We start from the raw sequence: 24,404 nt of genomic DNA on the forward strand, positions 1-24,404 counted from the left end.
AGGTGCTCAACGATCGGCGATGCAGGCCAGGACCACGGCGTAGGCGCGCAGCGTCAATGCGTCCAGGGCGAGCGGCCCGGTGTCCGACGCGAAGGACGCCGGATCGCTGGTGGCGAACCCGAAGCTGGTCTCGTCCAGCACGATGCCGAATGCGGCGGCGCCGTCGTGCACCACATGCACGGTCTGGTCGATCGCCGTCGGGTTGGCGATCCACAGCAGGGTCGAGCCGGCTGCGCGATAGGCCAGGCAGCGCACACGCGCGTCATCCGACGATGCTGCGGCAACGAGGTTTGCGCCTGCCGCGCGCGTCAGCCCGGCGACGACGTGATAGGCGGGATACACCGCAGGGCATCCGAGCGCATCAAAGTACGGCACCGGGCGGTCGCCCGGCCGATGAATGATGCCGAGCGGGCCGGTGGGCGCTCCGAAGCACACCGTCTCGACGCCGGTCGCGGCCAGGCTGGCCACATAGCTGAGCGTCCATGCGGCGCCGAACAGACCGCGCTGCCGTGGATCGGCATTGGCCAGGCAAAGACGCTCGTTGTCCGGATTCGGCGTGAAAGTCTTGCCGTAAGGATTGTCGCGGCAGCCGATCGAGCTCGGGCCGATGCGGTAGGCCGTATCGCCGATGAAGCTGCGCGCAGTCTTCACCTGATGGGACAGGGCCTCATGTGTCTCCATGACCGAGCGGTCGTCGGCCGCATGAACGGTGGGACAGGTGCTGTTGTGCACGAAATCAAGCAGATCCGCCGGCGGCCGCTTGCGATTGAGTTCGGCAAAGAACGAAAACATGCCGCCGCCCAGGCGCACGCCAGGAAAGGCCGCTCGCGCTGCGTCGTACAGCTGCGCGAGCGGGGGGGCAGGTGGTCGTTGGCTGCCGGGCAGGACGGACTTGAGGTCGCCGACGGGGCACACCGCCAGGGCCGAGAGTGCCAGCCCGCTCTCGCGCGCCATCGAGGCCAGCTTTGCCAACTCGGCGCGGAAGCCGTCAAGGCTCTCGACCACGACTTCGAGTTCGCACTCCGCGCCGGTGAGTTCGCACAGCCGACGATAGCTGTCGAGCAGATCGGGACCATGCTTCTTGCGTGCGTCGAACTCGCAGATCAGCAGCCGCGGCGCGGCATATTGCAGCTGTCTCACCGCCGCGAGCGATGCCTCGATCTCCTGTGCCGGCATTCCCAGGCCGATGGCTGGCATGTGCACGGAGGTCTGCCGGCCGAGGGTGATGGAGACAGTCCTCGCGGCCGACCCCTTTGCCGATTTGGGTACGGTACCCAGGAGGTTCAGGCGGACTGACTGCCTGACCGCCTTGCCCGCTTTCAGCACATAAGGCCAGGGCAAGGCCAGCGGCCGGACATAAGTCTTGAACGAAGCATCGGTCCAGTTGCGGTGATCCTCCATCTCGAAGGTGTCGCCTTCCATGCGGACCACGGCCTTCAGACCTGGCATCACTTCATGGGTGAGCGATCGCAAGTTGAGAAGTGGCTGCACCGGATCGACCAGCGCAGGGAAGGTCAATGCCCTCAGCGTCCCGTCGACGTGCTCGACCTCGAGTGCATGCCCGACGATGCCCTTCAGTGGGTGAAGCACCACGAACCCGGTGCGCGCCGTCAGGAAGTCCGTTGCCGGCGTGGCCGTCGCGTTGAACTCGAGGCTGCCGTCGCTGTGCCCCTCGATGCGCGCATCGAGGCAGAGCAACTGGGAGCCTGCGCCGCGGTATTCAGCACGATAGCTGACGCTGAAGCTGTCTGGGCGCTGCTCCACGACGAGATCAGCCAGTTTGGGGACAGAGGTTCCCCAGTTTTCATCGCGGACGAGAAAAGCCAGCCCACGCAACACCTCCACGCCGCCTACACACAAGTAACGCAGATTGCCGCTCTCCAACTCGACCGATAGCGGGCCGGCGCTCAGCACACGTCCCGTGGCGTCGCTCTGATCGGTGCCGCACAGCTTGACGGCCAGCGACACCGCAGTAGGAACCGCGGCGGCACGGGTGGGACTTGAGGTCGTCATGGCGTCTCCATCTTTTTATTCAGCAGGCGGACCTTGCCAGCTATTGCCCAGGAAATCCACCCTGCGGCGTCAGGGTGGTGGACGCAGGTGGGTTAACGCGAGAGCGTCAACGGGCCGAAACGATCTGGATGATTCAGACAAACCCAGCCAACAACGTGTTTCAACGCACCGCGAAGCGCGTGGATTGAGTTGCGCTCCGCATCTCGGGATAGGAACTCAATTCCCTGTCCCAGGATGGGCGCTCAGTTGTAAAGCGACGGCGTGGGAGCTTCGTCCTTAAGCGCCCAGCGCCCGAGCATATTGAGCTTGTAATCCAGCGGGTCATGGAGCGTATGCGTGCGGACGTTGCGCCAGAAGCGATCGAAGCCCAGCGCCGCTCGGGTGCCGCGCGCGCCCACCACCTCGAAAAGTTCCTGGCTCGCGTAGAGCCCGGCGCGATGGGCTACCACCTTGGCTTCCGCGATGGTTACGGAGACTTCCGCGCGCCCCATAGCGCTCAGCGAGTTCCCTTGGGCGAAGGCTGCATCCAGTGCATACGCAGCGCGTTCGGCCAGGGCGTTCGACGCCGCGATCTGCACCCGCAACTCGCCGAAGCGGTTGAGCATGAAAGGGTCGTCCGTGGCATCGGCCACACCCGAAGCTATCCAGGGCCGCGCACCGGTCCGCGCATAGTGCCGTGCCTCGCGCTGTGCACCGATCGCGATCCCGAGATAGAGATTGACCAGCACCAACTGGCCGATGCAGGTGCGCAACGTATGGAAAGGTGTGGGCACTGCATCGGCGGCGCGGATGACGTCCCGCGCCGGCAATTCCACCTCGGAGAACGCCACCGAATTGCTGTCGGTCTGGCGCTGGCCGATCGGGTCCCAATCGTCAAGCACGGCGATGCCGGGCTGTTGCGTGGGCACGATGCCGAGCAACATCGCGCCACCGCTCCCAACCTGCTCGGCGGAGAACGTCATGTAGCTGGAGCCGCGGGTGCCGGAGCAGAAGCTCTTGGTCCCATCGAGCACAAAGCCGCCATCCACCGCGCGCGCCTGCAGCCGCCGATCGAGCGGGTTCATCCCATTGCCCCACCAGCCCTGCTCGCGCACCGTCGCCGAAAGCCAGCGTGCCTGCTGCTCCTCGCTGCCGTAGATGAGCACGGTCGCAACCTGCAGGTGATGGAAGGCCAGCACGTGAGCGAGCGAACTGTCGACCGCGGCGATGCGCCGCACCGTGGAGAACACGTCGCTCCATGAACGGCCCCGGCCACCGAAAGCGCGTGGCACGGCGTCGAACAGCAAGCCCTGCGCCCGGATCAGCGCCTTCTCCTCCGCGGCGTGCCCGCCCTTTCGGTCGCGCTCCGGCGCGCTGGCATGCAAGGTGTCTATCAGCCCATCGAGGTCGTCGACGGAGGAAGCAGGTGGAATGGGAATGCGAGCGTTCATGGACGGCCAGCCGAAGCGTCTCGGCTCGGTCGTCGAGTGCGCTCCAGGCAAAGTCCACGATTCTTCGATAGACCGGTGGCGCCGGGAACGAAGAAATCAGCGGGACCTTCTTCGAAAAACGCATATGGCCTTGCACCGCAGAACGCATATGGTTGAGCGGATTCCTTCTTTGCATCCAGTCCTCTGCTGGTTAGGGTTCCAGCCTCACCAACACACGGCGGATCACATATGGGCGCAAGGGATTTCGAAGGCCAGGCACTCTCAAATGCCGATGGCGGCCACCGCCACGAGGCGGACGTTCTTGTCATCGGCGGCGGGCCCGCAGGCACCTGGGCTGCCATCAGCGCGGCGGCGCAAGGCGCGCGCGTGATCCTCGCCGACAAGGGCTTCTGCGGCACGTCGGGCGCGACGGCACCCTCCGGCACCGGCTTGTGGCACGTCTCGCCCGAGGGAAGCGCACGCGCAGATGCCAAGGCCAGCCGCCTTGCAATGGGAGGCCACCTTGCCGAACACGCCTGGATGGATCGCGTACTTGCGCAGACCTGGGACAACGTCGAACGCCTCAAGGACTGGGGCTATCCCTTTCCGACCGACGACGAGGGCCAGCTTCGCTGCACCTCGCTGCAAGGTCCGGAGTACATGCGGCTGATGCGCAAGCGGGTGAAGGAATCGGGCGCGCGCATCCTCGATCACAGCCCGGCGCTCGAACTGCTCGTCGATGAACACGGCACGGTCAGCGGCGCTACCGGTGTGAACCGCCAGACCGGCGACACCTGGGTGGTACGCGCGGGCGCGGTGGTCATCGCGACAGGCGGCTGCGCTTTTCTGAGCAAGGCGCTGGGCTGCAACGTGCTGACCGGCGACGGCCAGTTGATGGCGGCCGAGGTCGGTGCGGCGATGTCGGGCATGGAGTTCTCCAACGCCTATGGGCTCGGCCCGGCTTTCTCGTCGGTCACCAAGTCGCTGTTCTACAACTGGGCCACCTTCTACGACCGCGATGGCAAGGCCATCGAAGGCGCGGGCTCCTCGCGCGGTCGCAGCGTGATCGCGCAGAACCTGCAGACGCACCCGGTCTATGCCTGCATCGACCGCGCTGACGCGCAGATTCGGGCCTGGATGCGCACGGCGCAGCCCAACTTCTTCGTCTCGTTCGATCGCCAAGGCATCGACCCCTTCACCCAGCACTTCCCTGTCACGCTGCGCCTGGAGGGCACGGTGCGCGGCACCGGCGGGCTGAACCTGGTCGACAGCACTTGCGCCACCTCGGTCGCAGGCCTGTATGCGGCGGGCGACGCCGCGACGCGAGAGCTGATCTGTGGCGGCTTCACGGGCGGCGGCAGCCACAACGCGGCATGGGCCCTGTCATCCGGCTTCTGGGCCGGCGCAGGCGCGGCGGCCTTCGGCAAGGACGCACGCAGCCGCACGTCGCGAACGGTGCGACGCGCGGGTGGCGTAGCACTCGCCAGTCGTGGTGCCGAGGTCTATGACAGCCAGGCGGTGGTGGGCGCGGTACAGGCCGAGGTCTTCCCGTACGAACGCAACTGGTTCCGCGAAGGCCACGTACTGGAGGAATCGCTGGCCCGGCTCGACGCACTCTGGGCGCGCCTACGCCACAGCGCGCCGGCGGCCACTGGCAGCGATGCGGTGCGCGCCCGCGAGGCGGCTGCCATGCTCGCGACCGCGCGCTGGATGTACCGCAGCGCATTGCAACGCACCGAAACCCGCGGCATGCACCGACGTCGCGAACACGAGGCGCTCGATCCAAAGCAGCGGCATCGTCTCCTCAGCGGTGGACTCGACGAAGTCTGGGTCCGCGCACAACCCATCACGGAAGCCATCCCCGCATGATCGAACTCATCAGCGCCGAACGCTGCACTGCCTGCAACATCTGCGTCAACGCCTGCCCGACCAATGTGTTCGAGGCGGTCGCCGGTGGTCCACCGCGCATCGCGCGGCAGGATGACTGCCAGACCTGCTTCATGTGCGAGTTGTACTGCCCCGAGGACGCGCTCTATGTCGCGCCCATCGCGGACCGCTGCGCCACCGCCGATGAACGGGAGCCCGCGACGGAGGAACTGGTGGGCAGTTACCGCCGCGCCATCGGCTGGGGCCGGGGACGCCAATCCACCGCATCGGCCGATGCCAGCTTTGAATTGCTCAGGCGCGCGCACTGACGCGCGCCGAGGCTCTCCTCTCGAATCCAATGAACCATTCGATTTCACCCCTTGCGTCCCGCCGGCGCGTTCTTCGCGGCGCCGTCGGCGCAGCCATCGCGAGCGCCCTCCCCGTCCTCTCCAATGCCCAGGGCGCCGACACCGTGCTGCGACTCGGCTACATCGGTCCCGGCAAGAGGCCGGCTGCCGCCACCGGCTGGGCGTTGCGCCAGGGCTTGCTGTTGCGCGAGGTCGCGGCACTTGGCATCAAGGACATCTCGACACGCAATTTCCCCAACGGCCCCGATCTCAACGAAGCCTTCGTATCCGGCGCGCTGGACGTCGGCATCTACGGCGACACGCCGGCAATCGTCGCGCACTCGCGCGGGCTCGATAGTCGCCTGATCGGCTTCGATGCAGTAGGCATGAACGTGTGGTTGCTGACGCCGCGCGGCGGCGCGCGCAGCGTCAAGGAACTCGAGGGCCAGTCGATCGGCGTGGCGCGCGGCTCGTACATGCACCGCTATGTGCTTGGTCTGCTCAAGGAGCACGGCTTGCAGAAATCGGTCAAGGTGATCCACATGTTTCCGCGCGATGGGGAGGCCGCGCTCGACCGTGGTTCCATCGCCGCGTTCGCCGCGCAGATCGATGTCGGCCCACTGCTGGCCTCGCGCGGCTATCCGGTCATCGACCAGGCCGCTCAGCATCCTTCGCTGCGTGGGACTTCGGTGATCGTCGCTTCGGACAAGGTGCTGCAAGCAAGGCCTGGACTGGCCGCGGCGTGGACCCGAGCGCGCCGCTCGGCGCTCGCGGACATCCAGCGCGACAAGGAGGCCTACTACGCCTTCCATGCCGAAGCCACCGGCTTTCCGCTCGATGTGGTCAAGGTCTCGCATCCCCTCTCGCAGTTTCCCGAGGCCGCGTATCCGGCCGAAGGCATAGCGCTGCTCGCTGAAGTCAAGAGTTTCCTGTTGGCCGAGAAACTGATCGATCGCGATTTCAGCCTGGACAGCTGGCGCGTGAACGACGCCTGATGCGGCGGCGTCGCGATTCGCCACATATCGATGTTCGGAATCCTTCGTTGTCGATGACCCGGGTGGTTCCTACGATCGCCGACTTCGTCATTGGCGCAGTCGCCACCAAGGATTCTTCATGGCTCTACAAAACACGAACCTCTCCTCTTTGGCCGCGCTGACGTCGCGCCGTCGCGCCCTGGGATCGCTGGCGTCGCTGGTTGCCGTCGGCGCCGGCGGCCTCGCACTCGCCGCCTGCTCGCGCACGGAGAGCACGAGCGCTTCCGCCGCGGGCGGCCCCGCGGTTGTCGGGAAGACCGGCGACAAGGTGGCATTCAAGTATCCCAACAACCCCTCATTCGACCTCATCTACCTGGCCGATGAGCTCGGCTACTTCGAAGGCACGAACACGCGGCCCGAATACGTCGGCAAGATCGCCGCGCCTCAGATCATCCCGCTGGTGGGCACCGGCGAGATCGACTTCGGCTCGCGCATGGTGCCGCTGGTGATCTCCGCGATCGCGTCGGGCGCCGACCTGAAGGTCGTTGCGGCCGGCGGCAAGACGCTCGAGGAAGCGCCGCACATGAAGTACTTCGTGCGCAAGGACTCCGGCATCCGCACACCCAAGGATCTGGAGGGCAAGACGATCGGCTTCAACAGCTTCGGCGCGTGCGCGGAGTTCGTGACCAAGAAGTACCTGCGCGAAAAGGGCGTGGACGTGAACAAGATCAACTTCCTCGTCATCCCGGACGAGCAGGCCGAGCAAACGCTGGTCACGGGCAATACCGATCTGGCGATCATCCATGCACCCTTCTCCGGCCGCGCCGATCATGCCGAGCAGTTGGTGCGGTTGTGGAGCGACTACGACCTCGACGGCGGCTTGGGCGGCATGGCACCGTACAGCGCGCATGGCAAGTTCATCCGGGAGCACCCCGAGGCGGTGCGCGATGTCGTCGTGGCCCTGGCCAAGGCCGGCAACTGGGTCAATGCGAATCCGGAAGAGGCACGCAGGCTGGTGTCCAAGCGCATCAACATGGCGATCGAGAACGTCGACCGCTATGCCTACGTGGAGGACCTGGTCGTGACGGAGCCACCGATCCAGTACTACATCGACATCCTGCAGTCCGAGGGCAAGATTCCCGAGGGCAAGGTCGCGATCAAGGACGTCTATACCAACGAGTTCAACCCCTTCGTCGCCAAGCCGGCGAAGGCTTGACCCGAGAGCCGACGATGACGGTCAAGATCTCGGCGCGGGACGTGCGAATGGATTTTCCCGCGCGCGGCTCGCAGGAGCGTGTGTCGGTATTGCGGGGTTTCGACCTCGATGTTCGAGAAGGCGAGTTCCTCTCGGTGCTCGGCCCGTCGGGTTGCGGCAAGTCGACCTTCCTGAGCATCCTGGCAGGACTGACGGCGCGCACCGGTGGACGCATCAGGATCGGCGGAAAGGAACTCGCGGGCATCAACCAGAACCAGGGCGTTGTGTTCCAAGGCTACGCGCTGTTCCCGTGGCGCACCGTGCTCGACAACATTGCAGTCGGACTGGAGATTCGCGGCGTCGGCCGCGAGGAACGGCGTCGAACCGCGCAGGAATACCTGGAGCGCGTCGGCCTGCAGGGCTTCGGCCACAGCTTTCCGCACGAGCTCTCTGGCGGTATGAAGCAGCGCGTGGCGATTGCGCGCTCGCTGGCCTACCAGCCGGACGTGCTGCTGATGGACGAGCCTTTCGCCGCGCTCGACGCTCAAACCCGAGAGATCCTGCAGACCGAATTGCTGCGCATCTGGGAACAGGATCGCAAGACCATCGTCTTCATCACGCACAGCCTCGACGAGGCCATCTATCTTTCGGACCGTGTCGCCGTCATGACGCAGCGCCCCGGTCGGATCAAGGACATCATCGACGTTTCGCTCGCGCGGCCGCGGTCGAACGAGATCCGCAACTCTGCAGAATTCGTCGCGCTGCGCCAGCGTGCGTGGGAGGTGCTGAAGGACGAAGTGCAGTTCGGCGTGCAGCCCGCTCCCGCGCGCTCGACAACACCAGCTCCTGTTCGCGCACTGCAGGGGGTTGTGTGAGCGCCGTCGACCCCATCCATGACCAAGGGACGCTCGAGGCCGTTGCGCCGTCACGGAGTCTCCCTGCACGGTCACCCATCACTGCTCTCGCCCGCCGGCTGCGCTTCGGCCGCGTCGTCGAGCGGGGACTTGGCATCCTGATCTTCCTCGCGTTGTGGGAAGCACTGCCCCGCTTGGGCCTGGTGAGCGATGCGTATCTGAGCCCGCCCTCCGCCGTGCTGAAGACCATCGTCCAACTCGGCCTCGACGGGCAGCTCTGGAAACACATCGCCGCGAGCCTCCAACGCTCCCTTTGGGGCCTGTTGCTCGCCATCGCTGCCGGGGTGACGCTCGGACTGCTGATGGGCGGATGGCGGAGGCTCGAGAACATCGTCGACCCGGTCCTCCAGTTGTTCCGTCAGACCTCGGCCTTCGCGCTGTTCCCGGTGTTCATCCTGTTCCTGGGCATCGGCGAACTGTCCAAGGTCGCAATCATCTTCTGGGCCTCTTTCTGGCCGGTGCTGCTGAGCACGATCAGTGGCGTCAAGCAGGTCGACCGGCTGCTGGTCAACTCGGCCCTGTCGATGGGCGCTTCGCAGCGCTTCATCTTCTTCAAGGTGGTGCTGCCCGCGGCGCTGCCGTCCATCTTCACCGGCGTGCGGCTGGCGGGTGCGTACTGCATTACTGCGCTCGTGGCGGCCGAGATGATCGGGGCGCATTCGGGTCTGGGCTTCCTGACCCTGAACTCACAAGAGACCTTCCAGATCCCAACCATGTACAGCGGCATCCTGTTGCTGGCAGTGCTGGGCCTGCTGCTCAACTACCTGCTGGCCTTGCTGGAAGCCCGGCTGCTGCGCTGGCGCAAGGGATTGAGCCTCGATGATTGAGACGGCATCGAAGCGCACAACGCCCGGGCTGAACAAGAGACGCTGGCTGCCGCACGCCAGTCTTGCGGTCGCGGCGCTGGTAGCCGCAGCGGCGGGGGCGGCGGCCTTGCGGAGTGAGCCGCCTCTCTCCGCTTTGCCGCATGGCCCTGTCCTGGATCGAGCGGTCGCGCGTGGCGTGCTGCGCGTGGGCGTCCGCCGCTATCCGCGGCCTGCACCGCCGGAAGCGCCTACACCCCCCGAGCCCGACAGTTTCGATGCGACTCTGGCCGCTGCGCTTGCGGCATCGCTGGGCGTCCGGCTGGAGGTCGTAGGCCTGGCGCCGGAGGCGCAGGCGCCCGCATTGCGCCAGGGCGACGTTGACGTGCTCTTCGCCGGCGTGCCGGAGTTTCAGGACGTGGACGGCGTGGCCGTCGCACCGGGCGACTACAGCCCGGGCAACGGTATGGTCGTGACGCTGCGCAAGGGCCGTATCCAGGACAAGGCCGCGCTGCGGGGCACCACGGTGTGCGCCAGCGAAGGCTCGAGCTATGCCCGCACGGTGGAATCGCGCTACGGCGCGATTCCTCGGCGGTATCCCTCGGGGGTGCATGCGGTATCGGCATTCATGGCTGGGGAATGCGCGGCGCTGGTGGAAGACGTCGAGGTGCTGGATCGCCTGCTGCGAGACGAGGAGTGGCGCTTCTATCGGCCGCTGGTGACTTCTCTCGAAGCCGCCGACGCTGCCGGCGCACGGTTGCCGGAGGGTGACGCCGCCTCTCGCGACTACCTCTCGGCCGCGCTTCGTCGCTGGGAAGCCGATGGCACGCTGGACCGCGCGCGCATTGCACGTGGAGGCAATCTGCGCCTGGAGATCGCGCAACTCAAGGATGGACTGGTGTGCCACTCATGAGGGCGCTCAGGCTTTACTCGTAGGCCTCCAGTGGCTCGCCTTCGATCGCGGTGGAGCGAGTGCCGTCTACACCGAATGGAATCTCGCCCTTGAGCGTCACGCGGTAAAGCTGGCGGTCGAACTCCAGGTCGTAGATGTCACGGGGCGCCAAGTGAGCCGTGCTGTTGTTGTCCCAGAATGCGAGGCTTCCCTCCTGCCAGCGGAAGCGCACGGTGTACTCGGGCCGCACCACATGCTCGAACAGCAGCTCGAGCAGTTGGCGGCTTTCGCGTGGCGTCAACCCGGTGACTGTCTGCAAAAAGAGCGGACTCACGTACAGCGCCCGTTCACCACTCTCGGGATGCACGCGTACGAGCGGATGCTCGCTGACCAAGGGGCGAGACCTGTTCTTGCGCAAGAATTCGTCGGTCGCGTTCTGGCCTTCAGGCGGTGCAAAGCGGTGGATGCCGCGCAAACCATCGACAAAGGCGCGCAAGGTCGGCGACAAGCCGGAATAGGCCTGCACCAGGTTGGTCCATTGCGTGTCTCCACCATAGGGCGGAATCACCACACCGCGCAGGATCGACGCAGCCGGTGGATTCACGGCGGCTGTGACGTCCGTGTGCCAGCCCGTCCACGGCCGAATCAGCTGCTCGCCTTCGTGCCGCGACTGGAAACGGTTGCGGCCGACTGAATACACCTGCGGGTGACCCTCGACATAGCCGTACACCGGATGGCCGATGGTGGGCTCTCCGAACTGCCGCGCGAAGGCCACATGCTCGGCATGTGTGAGCACCTGGTCCCGAAAGAACACCACCTTCCACTGGCGCAGCGCGGCACGGATGGCGGCAACGGTAGGCGCTCCCAATGCGCGGCGCAGATCCAGCCCGTGGATCTCGGCGCCGATGTGGCCGGTGAGCGGACGCAGATCGATGTCGTCCTTCAGTTCTTGGGGGAGCGACGCTGCAGGGCGCGCCGAGAGGATTGCGTTCATGAGTCGTCTTTCAATTTGCCAGCTTCAACTGCCTGGCATCTGGTGCACGTCATCGAAGAAGTAGCTCTTCCATGTCGTGGGCTCGTTCTTCAGCACCTTGACCTTGTGCAGGAAGTGCCCGAGTCGCTCGGTGTTCTGCGGCACGACGTCGTAGGCGATCTCGGGATCGTCCAGGAAGGCCAGGATGTCGGCCAGTGGCACTTTGGAATCCTCGGCCTCGAGGTAGATTTCGGCTGCACGGCGCTTGTTCGCGCGCACGAACTGAGCCGCGTCGGCCAGCGCGGCCTTCACCGCGGTATAGGTTTTCGGGTTGTCACGCCGGAACTTCTCCGACGTCACCGCCAACACGGACGACGATGGTCCCCCCATCACGTCATAGGAGTTGAGGATCACGTGCACGCCAGGGGTCTTGCGCTGTTGATACTGGAAGGGTGCGTTCGAGAAATGTGCGGTAACGCCGCCCTTGCCGGAGGCCAGTACTGCCATAGCTTCGGTGTGCGGCAGCGTCACCAGCAAGTTGTCGAAGCGCGCAAACTGCTCGAAGCCGAAGGTCTGTGCGGCAGCCATCTGTAGCGTGCGCGCCTGCTGCGAAGAAGTGGACACCACAGCGATGCGGTCCTTTTCGCCGAGATCGCGGATGCTCTTCACATCGGCTCGGTTGCTCAGCAAATACTGCGGCATCGTGCCGAGCGCGGCGAAGGCCTTGAAGTTCTGTTTTCCCAGCGTGCGGTCCCACAGCAGCAGGGTGGGGCCGACGCCGATGTGCGCCACGTCGACCGCACCCGACAACAAGGCCTCATTGACTGCACTGCCGCCGGACAGCCGTGACCATTCGACAGCGATCTCCAAGCCCTGCGCGCGGCCTTGTTTCTGAATGAAGCCCTCGGCGCGCGCAACGTGCCAGAGGAGCGATGTCAAGCCAAACTGGTCGACGATGCGTACGCGGCCTTCTGCGGCGGCGGGGTTGGCCGTCAGGAGCACCACCAATGCCGCGGTCAGAAGCACCAATCCACGCCGCAAGTGCGACATCCAACCAGCTGGAGTTTCAGTATGAGAAGGAGAGGCAAAGGCGCAGGCCGTGACCATTGGGGAGCCAAGCAGTGGATCAACCTGAAATCGTAGGAGCGACGCCAGGTTGGGCCAAAGAAGAAACGTGTATGTGCATCCTCGGTTTCCGAGGATGGCGAACAAGCGCGATTGGGCAGAGGCTTGCCGGCCCTTTCAAGGCGTCCGCAGCAAGATCGGAAACACCACTTGCGGGGAAGCGCGATATGGTTATAAAAAAGAACTGCGTGCGCATTTCTCCAATACAACAACAGGAGACGTGGATGAAGCTCAAAGATCGACTCCCGGCGCCCCTCGCCCTGCTCCTGCTGGGAGCTACTGCGTACAGTCATGCGGCCACGCCCATCGCGTGCAACGCCTTGCTCAATCAGTCGATTGAAGGCGCGACGATCTCGAGCGCCGTGATCAACCAGGCAACCTCAACCTTGCCTGAGCACTGCGAGGTGCTCGGCAGCATCGGCCAGCACACCGGGGCCGACGGCCAGACCTACGCAGTCAAATTTCATCTGCGCATGCCCACGACGTGGAATGAGCGCTTCTACTACCAAGGTGGTGGTGGACTTGACGGCAACCTGGGAGGCGCCGATGCGCCGCAACTCGGTCAAGGCTATGCCGTCGTTTCCACAGACAGCGGGCATGACAACGCAACAAACATCTCCGCAGTCGCTGGCAATGCCGAGTTCGGATTCGATCCACAGGCGCGCATCGACTACGGCTACGACGGACCTGGGCGAGTTGCGCAGGCCGCCAAGGCGATCACGCGTGCGTACTATCGTCAGAAGATCAGGTACTCCTACTTCGAAGGCTGCTCGGAGGGCGGGCGCGAGGGGTTGATGTTCTCGCAACGCTATCCCGACATCTTCGACGGCATCATCGCCGGCAACCCCGGCATGGATCTGCCCAAGGCTGCGGTTGCCGAGGCTTGGGACACTCAGGCATTTGCCGGTGCAGCGCGCGCGCTGACGCCCTTCGGCAATCCCGACCTTGCAACGTCATTCACCCCTGCGGAGTTGAGTGCGGTCAGCGATGCGATCCTCAAGGAATGCGACGCGAAGGACGGGCTCGTCGATGGCATCGTGTCCAACCCCGAGGCTTGCCGCTTCGATCCTCAGACGCTCGGTCCGCAGGGTTCGGGATTCCTTTCCGGCCCTCAGGTCACTGCGCTGAAGAAGGTGTTTGGCGGTGCCAAGGACTCGAAGGGCCGAGCGCTCTACGCCGGTTGGTTCTGGGATCCAGGCATCGCCGCACCCGGGTGGCGTGCCTGGAAGATCGGCCCAGTCTTTCCGGGCCCCGGCAATACGTCGCTCAATACGACACTGGGCGGCTCGGCATTGCCGTTCGTCTTCACCACGCCACCCAATTCGCAGACCGCCGGCAATCCTGGCTATCCAGGCACGGTCATCACGACCGCAGGGCCGGTGCCGGGCCTGCCGGGCCTCAATGACGCGTTCATGCCGTGGCTGCTCAGTTTCAACATGGATGTAGACGCCTCGAAGATCTACGCCCGCAGCGGCATCTTTTCTCGGTCGGCCATGGATTTCATGGGCACCGGTTCGACCGATTACCGCCGCTTCCGCGCCAGCGGGAGCAAGCTGATCGTCTACAGCGGCCAAGCTGACCCGGTCTTTTCGTCCAAATACCACGTCGGTTGGTACCGCGACCTGATCGACCGCTTCGACGGAGTGCGCGAGACGCAGCAGTTCGCTCGCCTGTTCGTGGTCCCTGGCATGAACCACTGCGGCGGCGGCTATGCCACGTCGCAATTCGACGCCTTTGGTGCACTTGTCAAATGGGTTGAGCACGGACACGGTCCGACAGCTCTGATCGGCACCGCTCCCGCCGATACGCCGTGGCCAGCGCGCACGCGGCCGATCTGCGCATATCCCACCCAGACGCGCTATGTGGGGCACGGCAGCATCGAAGATGCCGCCAATTTCGTCTGCGCATCGGTGCGCAACAATGACTGGGACCACCAGGATGATCGTGATGGCCCCGGCCGCGGACATGACGACAGAGACCATCGGTGACACCTGACGGTATCCAACTCTCCAGACAGCGTGCGGGCACGCTGGTCTGCTGGACAAGATCTGGAAGACTGGCTACCGCCACATCTATTGCCGACTGAGGCCTGTCCCGAATCTCATAGGGTGAGTGCTCAGGCTCACCTCTCTAGTTCTTTGGTTGCGCGTGTCCCTGTCTAGGCAATCGGAGGGCGTCTCCAGAACGCGAAGTCTCCGCGGCTTGTCTTCTCGAAAACTACGCGCGCGCTCCCTCTTTGCAGCCGCACTGCCCGCGCGGTGCCTTGACCGCCAACCCAATAAATATACTAACGGGAAACATATTCGCTAGACGCACCGGTACCCGTCTCGCCCGATCAAAATTCGCATAGCAAAGGGAGACTTGAAAACGGCCACCTCGTCCGTTAGTATATTTATTGATGTCTACGACCCTCTCCCTTTTTGACGAAATCCCTGCGCAGCAAGATCTGCGTGATGCCTTCGATGCGTGGCTCGCCGACCAGCGCGGGACCGGCGCTCTGCGGCAACCGGGATCGATCGAGGTGTATCGAGAGATGTGGCGCGGCTTCATGGGCTGGTGCCTTGCCCAATCACCACCTGTCACGCTGGAGTCGCTTGACGTGCAGGATCTGCAGGCGTTTCAGGCTGCCCGCTTCGGCATGAAAAGCGCGGACCTCTCCCTCACCCCCCGACACGCCCTTCGACTGTTGCGAATGATCGACCGAGTACTGCGCCACCACGCAGCGCAGTCGGACGAACAACCGAATACGGCAGCCTCGGATTGGCTTGCCGAGAACCCCCATGTACGTTATTCGGAAGCAGCCAGCGGCGACCCGTTGCCGGAATTTCTTTCAGTGGCCGAGGCCAAAACCCTGATTGCGTTCCTGTCCAACGCGCGCCCTCGCCCGGGTGTCACCGGCGCACGTCGCGATGCGCACACAGCATTCACGTGGCAGGAGCTTCGGAATCGTGTTGCGGTGGCACTGCATCTGGGTGGCGGGCTGACACCCGCAGAGGTGCGCGCGCTGACTTTGAGTTCGCCGATCTCGCGTGGTGGCCGCATGCGCAACCTACCCTGGAAAATTTCGATACCCGCCAGCGGTAACTCGCCGGCGCGCGAGACGCCGATTGCGCCTTGGGCCGGCGAACTTCTGCAGCACTGGCTCCAGGTGCGCTCGGAGCGAAAGATTCCAGGCGACATGCTCTTCCCGTCTACGGCGACGGGCAAGCCCTGGAGCAAGCAGTCCCATTACGCGGCAACAAGGCAGCTACTCGCGGATGCAGGTCTCGATGGCAGCGAAGGAGGAACCTTCAAGCTTCGACACACTTTCGCGCTGCGGCAACTGCGACGCGGAACCGCGCCGACCGAAGTGGCTCGCTGGTTAGGCGTCGAGGTGGCGGTGATGGATCGCTACAAGCACGTCGTGGCCAGCCCAATGGACGTTGCCTGAGGGCGCGTGACGAACTTGTGAAGATTGTCAGTAACAGTAGCGTTGCAAGGGGATATTTGGAAAGCCAATGAGCGGACTTCTTGTCAAATCATCCTTTTTCACATCCGGACTGGCAGAATCAGGCCCCAAGGAGGCGCAGACCTCCTTCAATCTCAACTGAAAAGAACGCAAGCAATGGCACAAACCTACAAGCAACTTCAAAAGCAGATCGAGCAACTCCAACGCCAGGCTGATGCGTTGCGCAATAGCGAGATCAAAGGAGTCGTCGACCGCATCAAGGTCGCGATTGCGCACTACGGCCTGACCGCCGCCCATCTGGGCCTCGACTCCGTATCGAGCAAAGGCACAGGAAAGAAGCCTGCAAAATCCTCTGCACAGTTCAGCGATGGCGCCGGCAATGTGTGGTCGGGCCGCGGGCCGCGTCCGCGTTGGCTGCGCGACGCCCTGGGTGCAGGACGCTCGATCGACGAGTTCCGAGCTGGTTCGAGCATCAAGTCGAAATCGGCTGCGGCCAAGAAAGCCAAGCGCGCACCTTCGAAGGTCATCTACAGCGACGGCGCGGGCAACTCGTGGACCGGTCGCGGCCCGAAGCCACGGTGGCTCAAGGCCGCCATCGACAGCGGCAAGACCCTTCAGGATCTCGCGAAAAAAGCCTGAGCCGAAGACTTGCGGCCGTTCTCCGGGCTTTCTGGCAGGAGTTTTCGGCCGGCCGCAGGCTTATCTGCTCCGATAGAAGCGAGACGCGGCACCACCAGCGAAGATCCAAGGCACGCCATCAACTGAAATCGGCGTTTTCCGTCTTTGCGTCCCCCACGCTCATGCAACTGCTGCGGCTGCCCGAGAACCTTTTGCCGGTCACTTCGCTTCTACAAAGTGCTCCGTCCCGTACGCGACTGAATCGATTGATGCGAGTGCTGGCCTCTTTGGTCATCGCAAGCAACGCTTGCGGCATAGCATTTGCCTTCACCATCAATCGGACAGAATGGGCGGATATTCACTTCGCCAGTAACAGCACGGTCGTCACGGCGCAGGAACTCCAAAGGCTGCGCCAACTGGTCGACAGTGTTGGCGATAGCGAGCTGCAAGCGGTCATGGTGACGGGACATGCCCATTCAAGCGAGTCCGAGGCGGGGGCGCTCGGCGAGCAGCGTGCCGCGGCCGTGAGATTTCACCTGATTCAACTGGGAGTTTCACCGACGCGAATCGCCATCGAAGGCAAAGGATCAACCCAGCCTGATGCCAGCCTAAGTGACGGCCAGCAGCGACGCGTGGAGGTGTACTACATGGGCCTCCCTTCGCAGCCATTGGAGGGCCACGGGTTCAATCCGATGTGGACGTGGCACCTGGATTCCTTGCCCAACGCAAAGCCGCCCCGATTGAGAGAGCGTCCCGATCAATGGGACACGATGACGCCGCTCCAGTTTCTGCCGTCCGTGGTGGACGGGGCTTTGCGCGCGCGTTTTCTGCAGCAGTATCGGATGGTCGCCGTTCGCCAAAGGGACGATGACCTGCTGGGCGCCCTCCTGAAGCTGGAAGACCCCGCGGCCCTGTCTGCAGATGCGTCCTCGGCGCTATTGGCTTCCGCGTTTGGCACGCCTTTCGCGAAGGCGGTATTCGAAACAGCACGTACCCAGCTGGACGCCAACGATCCGCGGGTGCGCAGCTTTGCGTCCCGCGCATGGTGCGTCTCCGCGTGGAAGATGTCGGAGATCGCACGGAAGGAAATTCTGCAGAAGATTCCCATCCGCCAGATCTTGCCAACCCTTCGATCGCCCGAGCAGCAGGCGTGGACCATTTGCGCAGCCGAACGCGCAAGCGGAGAAGACTTGCAATTCCTCCGATCCAACGGCGTTGATCTGAATGCGCGCGACGGGGCCGGTAGGACTGCGCTGCACAGCGCGGTTCGTTCCTTCAGTCGATCCGCAGTCAAGGCATTGCTGGCCGCGGGTGCAGATCCCAACATTCGTGATGGCGTAGGGCGGACGCCGCTGCACGACATCCGCCTCGCGAGCTACGGCCCGATGCTGCCCCCGCCCGACCGAAAGCGCGAGAGCGGCGATGTGGCTCGCGTTGGTCGAAGGGGGCGCCGATGCATCCATCCGCAGCCAGACTGGCGAACTTCCTGCTCCTTGAGTTTTGAGGCCTCGCGGCCATTCGCGTTCAAGGGGCCGCCCTCCTCGCTCATTTGCAATGAGCCGATTGAGGCGTTTGATTTCACGTTGATCGCCGGGTTGCGCCGACTTGTCGTACCGCTCGGACAATTCATCGTTGCGACCACTCTCGATTTCCGTCGGTGGCAATCTCGACCATGTTGCTTCAACCCACGGCTCGACTTCTGAGCGACAGAGTCGGCGGGTGAGCTGCTCGTCTTTCTGGAACCGCTGACCTGTTCGTCGCATCGCGAGCACTTTGTGCCCGCCCGCCGTTTTGACTCCGTACGCGCCGACCACAGGTATTCACTTGGCGTCGCCCCAGACTGGACTTCAGCTGCGGAAGCGGAGTGCATCCGCGGGCGACGCCGGATCCTTGCGGTGCGCCTCACGGAGTAGTGCCGCCCGCTCGGTGGACCAGAAGCGACCAGGTCCACCACGGCCAGGACGATCGCACAGAGCCGGAAGTCCCATGTCGACGCATGCACACGGGCAGCGCCCGATCGACGACGAGCGCTTCAGGCGCGCCGTCTCCCGGTCGCCTAAAGCACTCAACCCTTTTGAACCGCCCCTTTTATGAAACGCTTTTAGTGCCAATTAATTTGAATAGTGAACTTTGGTCAAAAGCCACGTCAATGGAAATTGATTGCAATTTCAGTTGAGCGGACGTCTGACGCATGGTCTCATCCAAGCCGAATCGCGTGTCGCTCATCAATTAATTGATCGGCAAAACCAACTAGTCACCTCAACACAGTTTGCTCGGCCGATCACCTGCGCCTCAACCAAGTGAATATGCTCACCCTGACCAAGAAAGAACTGACGCGGATAGGCGAAACCCCGCTCGAATACGCAGTCCATCTGGTCGCAGCCACGAGGTCGAACCGCCGTTGGTGGTCTATGCAGATTCGGGTTCCGACGCAGAAAAAGGTCTACCGAATCGTCACCTACCTCGGAGAAACCAAGTTCTGGAAGCGACTGGATCTCGTCGTTCACTTCATACAGGAGAGTTGTCCGAACGCCAAAGAAATCATCATCACTTTGAAACCACCAAACCAATAACACCAGGGAATTTTAATGAATCAAAAGAACAGGGACCAACAGATCAGTCTCGCCATTCCACTCAAGAAGACAACAAGGGAGGCAAAGAGCCCCCGCCCGATTCGTCCAGCACGATGATGGTCCGGTCGTCGATCAGCTTGTCCTTGATGTTCAAAAAGCTCGCCAAGGTATGCGCTTCCAAGCCTTCGTTCCGGAGCGCCTTGACCTGGTTGCCATAGGGGGCCAGTGCGACGGTCTTGTAGCCCTCGCCGTCCACCGCGCCTGAGGCCTGCTTGACCATCGCCACCGCCTGATTGACCGTGTAGGTCTTGCCGGTGACGTCCTTGTCGCCGGCCACATGTATGGCGGCGGTGCCAACTCGACGCGGGCCGGATCCGGCCAGACCGAGATGGCTTTCGACATGACCAAGGTCAACCTCGACTACGGCACCTCGGGCGACAAGGCGTCGATCCCCCTCAGGGAAACGGAGAGCACGGCGCATCCGTCACACGCACCCGAAACCGCCGCGCGGCGAGCGCCCCAGCGGCCGCAGGCCGCCTAGCCAGAGCAAGCGCAGCGCGCAGGCAACCGAAGGGCGCAGCGCCATCGGCGCGGAGGCGTCAGCGATGGAAGCCCGCAGGGGCGAGACCGAAGGGCTCGATGCGAATCACGACAGCGCGGCCCGGCACGGGAGACGCCCTGGTCGGTGGCCGTCCGCAGTTGCGAAGCCATCGCCCGACTCAAACGCTCCGCGCTTCCGAACTGCCTCCGAGCGCAGCAGCCATCCCATTGCAAGGCCGGCCCTACAACTCATTCGTCCGAAACCGCCGCAAGAACCCGGAACGGGGATGACACGGACAGGCGTTGAGCGTATAGATGCGCTGGGCCAGGGAACAGGAAAGCCGACATCACCACTCGTCGCCACGGCGGTCCAGGGAGATCTCACGATGCCTCGCGTTCAACCCCACATCGTCGGAGCGAGCCTCCTCTCCGCTGCTGGCAGCCTCCCCCTGCACGTCCTCCCCGTTCTGGTGGCTACCCTGTCGGCCGATGGTGTCATGGGACCCGCCGCCGTAGGTTGGGTGGGTGCCGCATTCCTTTGCGGACAATTGGTCTCGTCCCTCGCGCTGCCGGCCCTCGGCTTGCTCGGGCTCAGCGGGCGCCAGGCGTTGATCGCCGTCGTCCTCGTGCTTTGCGCATTGGGAATCGCCTCGCTCGGCGTGGCAGCGGCAATTCTTCCGAGCTGGTTCGCCATCGGCCTGGCGTGTGGGTCCTTCGCATTCCTGGGCGCAACGGCAAGCGCCAACGCGACCGATCCGCGAGCCGCCTTCTCCCTCAGGCTCGCATGCATCCTTTGGCTCGCGACAATCACGATCGTCTCGCTGCAGCTCTTTCCTTCGGCCATCTCATACCACTCGCTGGTACTCGTACTCGGCATTACCTTTCTCGCAGTGTGCGGATGTGGCTTGGCGCTCATTCGAACCGCTCCGGCAGTCCCACGCAAGGCGGTGGGCACCCCCGGCCGCGATCGATCCTCGATGCAGCGGGCCGCCTCAGGGCTCGCGGCCACCTTCCTGCTTTTCGTGGGACAGCCAGGATTCTGGGCATACACCATGTTCATCGCGGTCCAGAAAGGGCTCGCGATCGGCGGGATCGTGTGGGCGATCGCTTTGGCGAAGCTCGCGTCGGGAATCCTGCTCTTCCATATCTCGAGCAAGCCGCCGAGCAAGAAGCCGGCGACAGCATTGCTGGCCCTCGGGGGAGCCGGATGCGCAGCCGCCATCGCCGTCGTGTTCAACGCACCCAGCGTCGTTGTATTCTTTGCCGGCATCATCGTTTGGGAAGTGTCACTCAACGTCATGAGCGCGAGGTTCCAAGCCGAGGTCGTGATCGTCGCGCCCCAAGTCGCGGGACCTTGGCTGACAGCAGCCATCATGCTCGGTGCAGCAACCGGACCTGTGGTTCACGGAGCTGCGATTCAGGCGAGTCGCGGAGCCATCTTCATTGCGTACTCCTGCCTTAGCGCACTGGTGCCGTTGATCTGGTACCTGATGCGGAAGAGTCGCACCGCACCTCCCACACAAGCGGCTACGGCGGACGGTTGACAGCGCTGAGGATCGAGTCGCACACTGCCTCGATGTGGCGGCGTGCCACATACCAGCGGTCAACCTGAGAGTGGTTCGTTGGATTGGCCGCTCCCGTGTCTCGAGCCACGAGGTCCACATGATGCTTACCAAGCAATTCGGCGGCGGCTATATCTCTCCCAGCGTCCTTGCTCACGTGCGCAAATCGCAGCCACCAGCGATCCCGCGTCCATCACGACAGTTCGGAGGCGGATCCATCGCTCCCAGCGTCGTCGCCCACCAACGCAAGAGTGCTTCGACCGCGAAGCCGACCCGCCAGTTCGGCGGCGGCGCCATATCGCCCAGTGTTTTGCGTCACATGGCGCGTGGCACCACGTCAAGGTAAGTCAGATCAGATCGTCCGGGCCGCAGCGACCGCTGCGGCCTGCTTCGTTTCAGAACCGAGGAGCAAACGGATGGAGGACGTCACCGGCACCCCCGCAGTCACTGATGCAGCGAAGATCGTTACCTTCCACCGGGCCTTCACGCCAACGCTCCCTCCCATGCGCGGCGACAAAACGGGTCTGGGCGCCCTTCCAACAGCAGCGTTCCAGTATTGCGAGGCCATGCGGTCGGCAGCCTCCTTCGGCTGGTATATCTTTCCTCCGATCGATGCGACCCTCCGATGGGACGGCCACGAGGCCCTGTACATGGATGACTCCGGCAGATGGCATCCTCTCTCCAGCGTCTACCTGGGCGATGAGTTCGCCGACTATTGGGATGAACACGCTCCGGAACCGATGAAGGGCTGGAGGATCCCCTTCATGTCTTCATTGTTCGTGCCAGGCATCGTGCAAGTGTGGTCCGGAATATTCGTCAGCACCGCCGAGAACTGGAGCGTTCTGGCACGTCCGCTTGCCAACGTGGATCCGCCGAGCTCCTACATGGTCTACGAGGGGCTGGTCGAGACTGACCAATTCAAGCCCTGCCCGCTCTTCGTCAATATCAAGTTGCTGGCAACGGACCACGACATCGTTCTATCGAGGATGAAGCCGCTTTTTCAGGTGCAGCCGATCCACCGCGATTGCTACTCCGAGGCCACGATGGCATCCACGGAAGCTGAAGGCCTCCGCCCGCCGTCCGATGGCGTCGCAGGCATGTCGATGGCGGACTGGAAAGGCCTGGAGCGAACAACCCGGTCCGTTCAGGCCATCCGCGAAGCCGACGGATTCGGCGGCTACGGCGCAGCTGTTCGCCGGCGTGGAAAGACAGGGGGAAGTTCGTAGCGGCACCACGCGAAGTCAGCGAGGCATCATCGCGTGCCGATGGAACGTCTTGCACCTTCTCGGCTCCCAAGGGCCGAGCGCTCACCCTCTTCTCGAACTGCCCAAGCGAGGCGGACCGGAAGCCTTTGACCTGGCTTAGGGACGAACCGCCGCCTGCCCGCCGGTGAATGCGATCTGGCACCAGTCGCTCTTCCGTCCAGGTTTGCCGTCCTGGTCTACGCCCCAGACGCGCCAACGGAGAGCGCTTCCCCCTTCTTTGCGCAGTTCCTTGTAGATGCTGCTGGAGTAAAGCGGGATGCGCAAACCGAGCCCATCGCGAACGTGCCACGGAACTCCAGAAGCGCTGAACCACTGGCGTCCGCCGCAGCCGAAGCAATCGACCTCCACGCTATAGGTCGAGGCCTTCTCCACCTTGGACCATCGCAAGGAAAGAAGGTTGTCGTCCTTCGGAGCGGCAATGACCTCGCCGCATTTCGGTTCCACCGGGACGGGTGCGCCGAGGAGGACAACATTGGCCTCCCGTGGCGACACAGCCGCGCTCTCGCGCCCGCGAGAGGAAGGAAATATCTTCTCCCAGTTCGCTATGAGAGCGGACCCCAGCACCCCTAGAACTCCAATGATGGCGACCAGAATGGCCGTGCGGGAGTTGCTTGTTGGCTCGGCCATCTCGTTGCTCCTCAGGTGATCCCGTCGCCCGTGCAGATTCAAGCCTCCGTGGAATCGTCTGCTCCGGCGACTCCGCCCTAGGACGGCCCGCACGGCCAGCCCTGCCAAATCTGGACCATCGCCTGTTCATTCTGCGGCTTTGGCAACCGACCGCTACCTAAGCCTTGCTTTCGACGTGGTCTCAAAGACTCAGCGCAGTGCTAGCAGGCGTCGGTCGGTTCAAGCCCGTAGTCTCGAAGGTATCGAGACTGCGAGGACTCGCCGCGGCAAGGCCGCGGCGCACTTCAGATGCCCGCACGATGCCGCGCCGTACGGCCCCATGCGGCGCGGTGCCCGGCCGAAGTCATTACAGCGGCCGGGCAGCCTGCCGCAGCAGGCGGGGAAGCGATGGATCAGTCGATCGCGCGGAAGATCGCCCGGGCCTCTCGATGACCGTCCACGAACTCACGCAGACGATGGTAGTTCTCGACAACCGCATCCGCGCCATCCGTGCCGTAGAGTTCCTCAGCGAGGTAGCACAGCGCAAACAACGTCACGATCACGCCGGCCGCATCCGCAGACACATTGCCCCGAAAGCCGTTTCCATCGACCTCCAACCGCATCGGGCCCTTGAAATCCGGGGCCATGTAGAAGCCGCCATTGCTCAACGTATAGAAGTTCCAGTACCCGCCGTCATAGGCCTTGCACAGAAGCCGCATCCAGCCGTAGACCATGGCCTCACCGCGCAACATGTGACGGGTGCCAAAGTGGAAAGGCAGGAAATCGAGGCGGCTGTCGTCGGCCACCAGAGAGGCGGTGACGAGCTCGTTTTGTTCACACATGATTGTTTTCTCCCTGTTCGAATTGCTCAACCGCCGATGACATAAGAAGGCATCGGCTCATCCGGATCGAATGGCCCGGCCAGAAGCTCCTTTGTGACCTGGCTGTAGATCTCCACCCACAGACCGCGACGGTGGTATTCCCGCGCCAGACGCTCCGCCTCGCCCTTGGCTTGAACCGGCTGGTAGTCGGTTACGCAATCCCCGCCGCTCCCCTGCGCCGTTCGCGGGTCATGAGTCCGCCCCTCCACGCAGTAGCGCGGGTCTTCCGTCGACGTGAATCTCACTGCTTTGCTCATTTGGTTTTCCCTTTCATCAGAGCTACCGGGTTCCTAGATTCCGAGCCCATCGACTGATGGTTTCGGGGGCGAGTGACGGCTCCCGGATCTCGCCGCCGTTTCCCTGAGTTCGTCGCCCGGTGAACGGCGCGGACTGGAAGACG

At 63.7% G+C, this 24,404-nt stretch carries 23 protein-coding genes; 15 read left to right on the top strand and 8 right to left on the bottom strand.

Annotation, left to right across the window (positions count from 1 at the left end):
• Window positions 1-6: 6 nt before the first annotated feature.
• Window positions 7-2,013, bottom strand: a complete 2,007-nt coding sequence (locus tag QTH90_RS30695) for a D-apionate lactonase family protein (RefSeq protein ID WP_286668373.1) — start codon at window positions 2,011-2,013, stop codon at window positions 7-9.
• A gap of 242 nt (window positions 2,014-2,255) precedes the next feature.
• The gene (locus tag QTH90_RS30700) at window positions 2,256-3,443 is read right to left on the bottom strand and encodes an acyl-CoA dehydrogenase family protein (protein ID WP_286668374.1); all 1,188 of its coding nucleotides are present in this window, start codon (window positions 3,441-3,443) and stop codon (window positions 2,256-2,258) included.
• A gap of 228 nt (window positions 3,444-3,671) precedes the next feature.
• On the opposite strand from QTH90_RS30700, the gene QTH90_RS30705 reads away from it, so the two are divergent.
• The 7 genes from QTH90_RS30705 to QTH90_RS30735 all read left to right on the top strand — a co-directional run bounded on the left by QTH90_RS30705 (window position 3,672) and on the right by QTH90_RS30735 (window position 10,434).
• Entirely contained in the window at window positions 3,672-5,291 is a 1,620-nt protein-coding gene (locus tag QTH90_RS30705; protein WP_286668375.1) for an FAD-dependent oxidoreductase, read from the top strand.
• The gene (locus QTH90_RS30710; protein ID WP_286668376.1) at window positions 5,288-5,617 is read left to right on the top strand and encodes a 4Fe-4S dicluster domain-containing protein; all 330 of its coding nucleotides are present in this window, start codon (window positions 5,288-5,290) and stop codon (window positions 5,615-5,617) included. The genes QTH90_RS30705 and QTH90_RS30710 overlap by 4 nt, the downstream gene beginning before the upstream one ends.
• 29 nt (window positions 5,618-5,646) lie before the next feature.
• Window positions 5,647-6,630, top strand: a complete 984-nt coding sequence (locus tag QTH90_RS30715; RefSeq protein WP_286668377.1) for an ABC transporter substrate-binding protein — start codon at window positions 5,647-5,649, stop codon at window positions 6,628-6,630.
• A gap of 118 nt (window positions 6,631-6,748) precedes the next feature.
• Complete coding sequence (locus tag QTH90_RS30720) at window positions 6,749-7,825, top strand: ABC transporter substrate-binding protein (RefSeq protein ID WP_286668379.1); 1,077 nt, start codon at window positions 6,749-6,751, stop codon at window positions 7,823-7,825.
• A gap of 14 nt (window positions 7,826-7,839) precedes the next feature.
• Window positions 7,840-8,679, top strand: a complete 840-nt coding sequence (locus QTH90_RS30725) for an ABC transporter ATP-binding protein (RefSeq protein WP_286668380.1) — start codon at window positions 7,840-7,842, stop codon at window positions 8,677-8,679.
• A 77-nt stretch (window positions 8,680-8,756) separates the two neighbouring features.
• On the top strand, window positions 8,757-9,545 hold the full coding sequence (locus QTH90_RS30730; RefSeq protein ID WP_286668397.1) for an ABC transporter permease: 789 nt from the start codon (window positions 8,757-8,759) through the stop codon (window positions 9,543-9,545).
• A complete protein-coding gene (locus tag QTH90_RS30735; RefSeq protein WP_286668382.1) occupies window positions 9,538-10,434 on the top strand; it encodes a transporter substrate-binding domain-containing protein in 897 nt (298 codons plus the stop codon). Before QTH90_RS30730 ends, QTH90_RS30735 begins: the two co-directional genes overlap by 8 nt.
• Window positions 10,435-10,447: 13 nt before the next feature.
• Here the strand turns inward: QTH90_RS30735 and QTH90_RS30740 are convergent, their stop codons facing one another.
• Window positions 10,448-11,407, bottom strand: coding sequence for a TauD/TfdA dioxygenase family protein (locus QTH90_RS30740; RefSeq protein ID WP_286668383.1), 960 nt, complete (start codon window positions 11,405-11,407; stop codon window positions 10,448-10,450).
• Window positions 11,408-11,431: 24 nt separating this feature from the next.
• A complete protein-coding gene (locus QTH90_RS30745) occupies window positions 11,432-12,493 on the bottom strand; it encodes an ABC transporter substrate-binding protein (protein WP_286668384.1) in 1,062 nt (353 codons plus the stop codon).
• A 242-nt stretch (window positions 12,494-12,735) separates the two neighbouring features.
• Here QTH90_RS30745 and QTH90_RS30750 point away from each other — a divergent pair, with 242 nt between their 5' ends.
• The 5 genes from QTH90_RS30750 (at window position 12,736) to QTH90_RS30770 (ending at window position 19,150) form a co-directional block, all read left to right on the top strand.
• Complete coding sequence (locus QTH90_RS30750) at window positions 12,736-14,499, top strand: tannase/feruloyl esterase family alpha/beta hydrolase (protein ID WP_286668385.1); 1,764 nt, start codon at window positions 12,736-12,738, stop codon at window positions 14,497-14,499.
• A gap of 410 nt (window positions 14,500-14,909) precedes the next feature.
• Window positions 14,910-15,941 carry a tyrosine-type recombinase/integrase gene (locus tag QTH90_RS30755; protein ID WP_286668386.1) on the top strand — a complete coding sequence of 344 codons (1,032 nt, stop codon included), beginning with the start codon at window positions 14,910-14,912 and terminating at the stop codon, window positions 15,939-15,941.
• 174 nt (window positions 15,942-16,115) lie between these two features.
• Window positions 16,116-16,598 (top strand): H-NS family nucleoid-associated regulatory protein, encoded by a 483-nt coding sequence (locus QTH90_RS30760; protein ID WP_286668387.1) that lies wholly within the window; start codon window positions 16,116-16,118, stop codon window positions 16,596-16,598.
• A gap of 248 nt (window positions 16,599-16,846) precedes the next feature.
• The gene (locus QTH90_RS30765) at window positions 16,847-18,280 is read left to right on the top strand and encodes an OmpA family protein (RefSeq protein WP_286668388.1); all 1,434 of its coding nucleotides are present in this window, start codon (window positions 16,847-16,849) and stop codon (window positions 18,278-18,280) included.
• Between the two features lie 603 nt (window positions 18,281-18,883).
• A complete protein-coding gene (locus QTH90_RS30770) occupies window positions 18,884-19,150 on the top strand; it encodes a hypothetical protein (protein WP_286668389.1) in 267 nt (88 codons plus the stop codon).
• Between the two features lie 61 nt (window positions 19,151-19,211).
• Here the strand turns inward: QTH90_RS30770 and QTH90_RS30775 are convergent, their stop codons facing one another.
• Window positions 19,212-19,487: an AAA family ATPase gene (locus QTH90_RS30775; protein WP_286668390.1), complete on the bottom strand. Its 276-nt coding sequence runs from the start codon at window positions 19,485-19,487 to the stop codon at window positions 19,212-19,214.
• A gap of 51 nt (window positions 19,488-19,538) precedes the next feature.
• On the opposite strand from QTH90_RS30775, the gene QTH90_RS30780 reads away from it, so the two are divergent.
• From QTH90_RS30780 to QTH90_RS30790, 3 genes are all read left to right on the top strand, one after another.
• The gene (locus tag QTH90_RS30780; RefSeq protein WP_286668391.1) at window positions 19,539-19,691 is read left to right on the top strand and encodes a hypothetical protein; all 153 of its coding nucleotides are present in this window, start codon (window positions 19,539-19,541) and stop codon (window positions 19,689-19,691) included.
• Window positions 19,692-20,076: 385 nt separating this feature from the next.
• Window positions 20,077-21,234, top strand: a complete 1,158-nt coding sequence (locus QTH90_RS30785; protein ID WP_286668392.1) for a hypothetical protein — start codon at window positions 20,077-20,079, stop codon at window positions 21,232-21,234.
• 434 nt (window positions 21,235-21,668) lie between these two features.
• Window positions 21,669-22,478 (top strand): hypothetical protein, encoded by an 810-nt coding sequence (locus QTH90_RS30790; protein WP_286668393.1) that lies wholly within the window; start codon window positions 21,669-21,671, stop codon window positions 22,476-22,478.
• A 135-nt stretch (window positions 22,479-22,613) separates the two neighbouring features.
• Here the strand turns inward: QTH90_RS30790 and QTH90_RS30795 are convergent, their stop codons facing one another.
• The 3 genes from QTH90_RS30795 to QTH90_RS30805 form a co-directional block, all read right to left on the bottom strand.
• Complete coding sequence (locus QTH90_RS30795; RefSeq protein ID WP_286668394.1) at window positions 22,614-23,144, bottom strand: hypothetical protein; 531 nt, start codon at window positions 23,142-23,144, stop codon at window positions 22,614-22,616.
• A 392-nt stretch (window positions 23,145-23,536) separates the two neighbouring features.
• Window positions 23,537-23,965 (bottom strand): antirestriction protein, encoded by a 429-nt coding sequence (locus tag QTH90_RS30800; protein ID WP_286668395.1) that lies wholly within the window; start codon window positions 23,963-23,965, stop codon window positions 23,537-23,539.
• A gap of 26 nt (window positions 23,966-23,991) precedes the next feature.
• Window positions 23,992-24,261 (bottom strand): hypothetical protein, encoded by a 270-nt coding sequence (locus QTH90_RS30805; protein WP_286668396.1) that lies wholly within the window; start codon window positions 24,259-24,261, stop codon window positions 23,992-23,994.
• Between the last annotated feature and the right edge of the window lie 143 nt (window positions 24,262-24,404).

The organism is Variovorax flavidus, from assembly GCF_030317145.1.
GTDB classification, from domain to species: Bacteria; Pseudomonadota; Gammaproteobacteria; order Burkholderiales; family Burkholderiaceae_C; genus Variovorax; species Variovorax flavidus.

Bases quoted from the DNA above. Each gene is read 5' to 3' on its own strand.
- QTH90_RS30750 (WP_286668385.1), top strand. From the start codon at position 12,736: ATGAAGCTCAAAGATCGACTCCCGGCGCCCCTCGCCCTGCTCCTGCTG.
- QTH90_RS30720 (WP_286668379.1), top strand. From the start codon at position 6,749: ATGGCTCTACAAAACACGAACCTCTCCTCTTTGGCCGCGCTGACGTCG.
- QTH90_RS30700 (WP_286668374.1), bottom strand. From the start codon at position 3,443: ATGAACGCTCGCATTCCCATTCCACCTGCTTCCTCCGTCGACGACCTC.
- QTH90_RS30805 (WP_286668396.1), bottom strand. From the start codon at position 24,261: ATGAGCAAAGCAGTGAGATTCACGTCGACGGAAGACCCGCGCTACTGC.
- QTH90_RS30725 (WP_286668380.1), top strand. From the start codon at position 7,840: ATGACGGTCAAGATCTCGGCGCGGGACGTGCGAATGGATTTTCCCGCG.
- QTH90_RS30735 (WP_286668382.1), top strand. From the start codon at position 9,538: ATGATTGAGACGGCATCGAAGCGCACAACGCCCGGGCTGAACAAGAGA.
- QTH90_RS30755 (WP_286668386.1), top strand. From the start codon at position 14,910: ATGTCTACGACCCTCTCCCTTTTTGACGAAATCCCTGCGCAGCAAGAT.
- QTH90_RS30795 (WP_286668394.1), bottom strand. From the start codon at position 23,144: ATGGCCGAGCCAACAAGCAACTCCCGCACGGCCATTCTGGTCGCCATC.
- QTH90_RS30760 (WP_286668387.1), top strand. From the start codon at position 16,116: ATGGCACAAACCTACAAGCAACTTCAAAAGCAGATCGAGCAACTCCAA.
- QTH90_RS30710 (WP_286668376.1), top strand. From the start codon at position 5,288: ATGATCGAACTCATCAGCGCCGAACGCTGCACTGCCTGCAACATCTGC.
- QTH90_RS30745 (WP_286668384.1), bottom strand. From the start codon at position 12,493: ATGGTCACGGCCTGCGCCTTTGCCTCTCCTTCTCATACTGAAACTCCA.
- QTH90_RS30765 (WP_286668388.1), top strand. From the start codon at position 16,847: ATGCGAGTGCTGGCCTCTTTGGTCATCGCAAGCAACGCTTGCGGCATA.
- QTH90_RS30770 (WP_286668389.1), top strand. From the start codon at position 18,884: ATGCTCACCCTGACCAAGAAAGAACTGACGCGGATAGGCGAAACCCCG.
- QTH90_RS30740 (WP_286668383.1), bottom strand. From the start codon at position 11,407: ATGAACGCAATCCTCTCGGCGCGCCCTGCAGCGTCGCTCCCCCAAGAA.
- QTH90_RS30705 (WP_286668375.1), top strand. From the start codon at position 3,672: ATGGGCGCAAGGGATTTCGAAGGCCAGGCACTCTCAAATGCCGATGGC.
- QTH90_RS30715 (WP_286668377.1), top strand. From the start codon at position 5,647: ATGAACCATTCGATTTCACCCCTTGCGTCCCGCCGGCGCGTTCTTCGC.
- QTH90_RS30785 (WP_286668392.1), top strand. From the start codon at position 20,077: ATGCCTCGCGTTCAACCCCACATCGTCGGAGCGAGCCTCCTCTCCGCT.
- QTH90_RS30800 (WP_286668395.1), bottom strand. From the start codon at position 23,965: ATGTGTGAACAAAACGAGCTCGTCACCGCCTCTCTGGTGGCCGACGAC.
- QTH90_RS30780 (WP_286668391.1), top strand. From the start codon at position 19,539: ATGGCTTTCGACATGACCAAGGTCAACCTCGACTACGGCACCTCGGGC.
- QTH90_RS30695 (WP_286668373.1), bottom strand. From the start codon at position 2,013: ATGACGACCTCAAGTCCCACCCGTGCCGCCGCGGTTCCTACTGCGGTG.
- QTH90_RS30790 (WP_286668393.1), top strand. From the start codon at position 21,669: ATGGAGGACGTCACCGGCACCCCCGCAGTCACTGATGCAGCGAAGATC.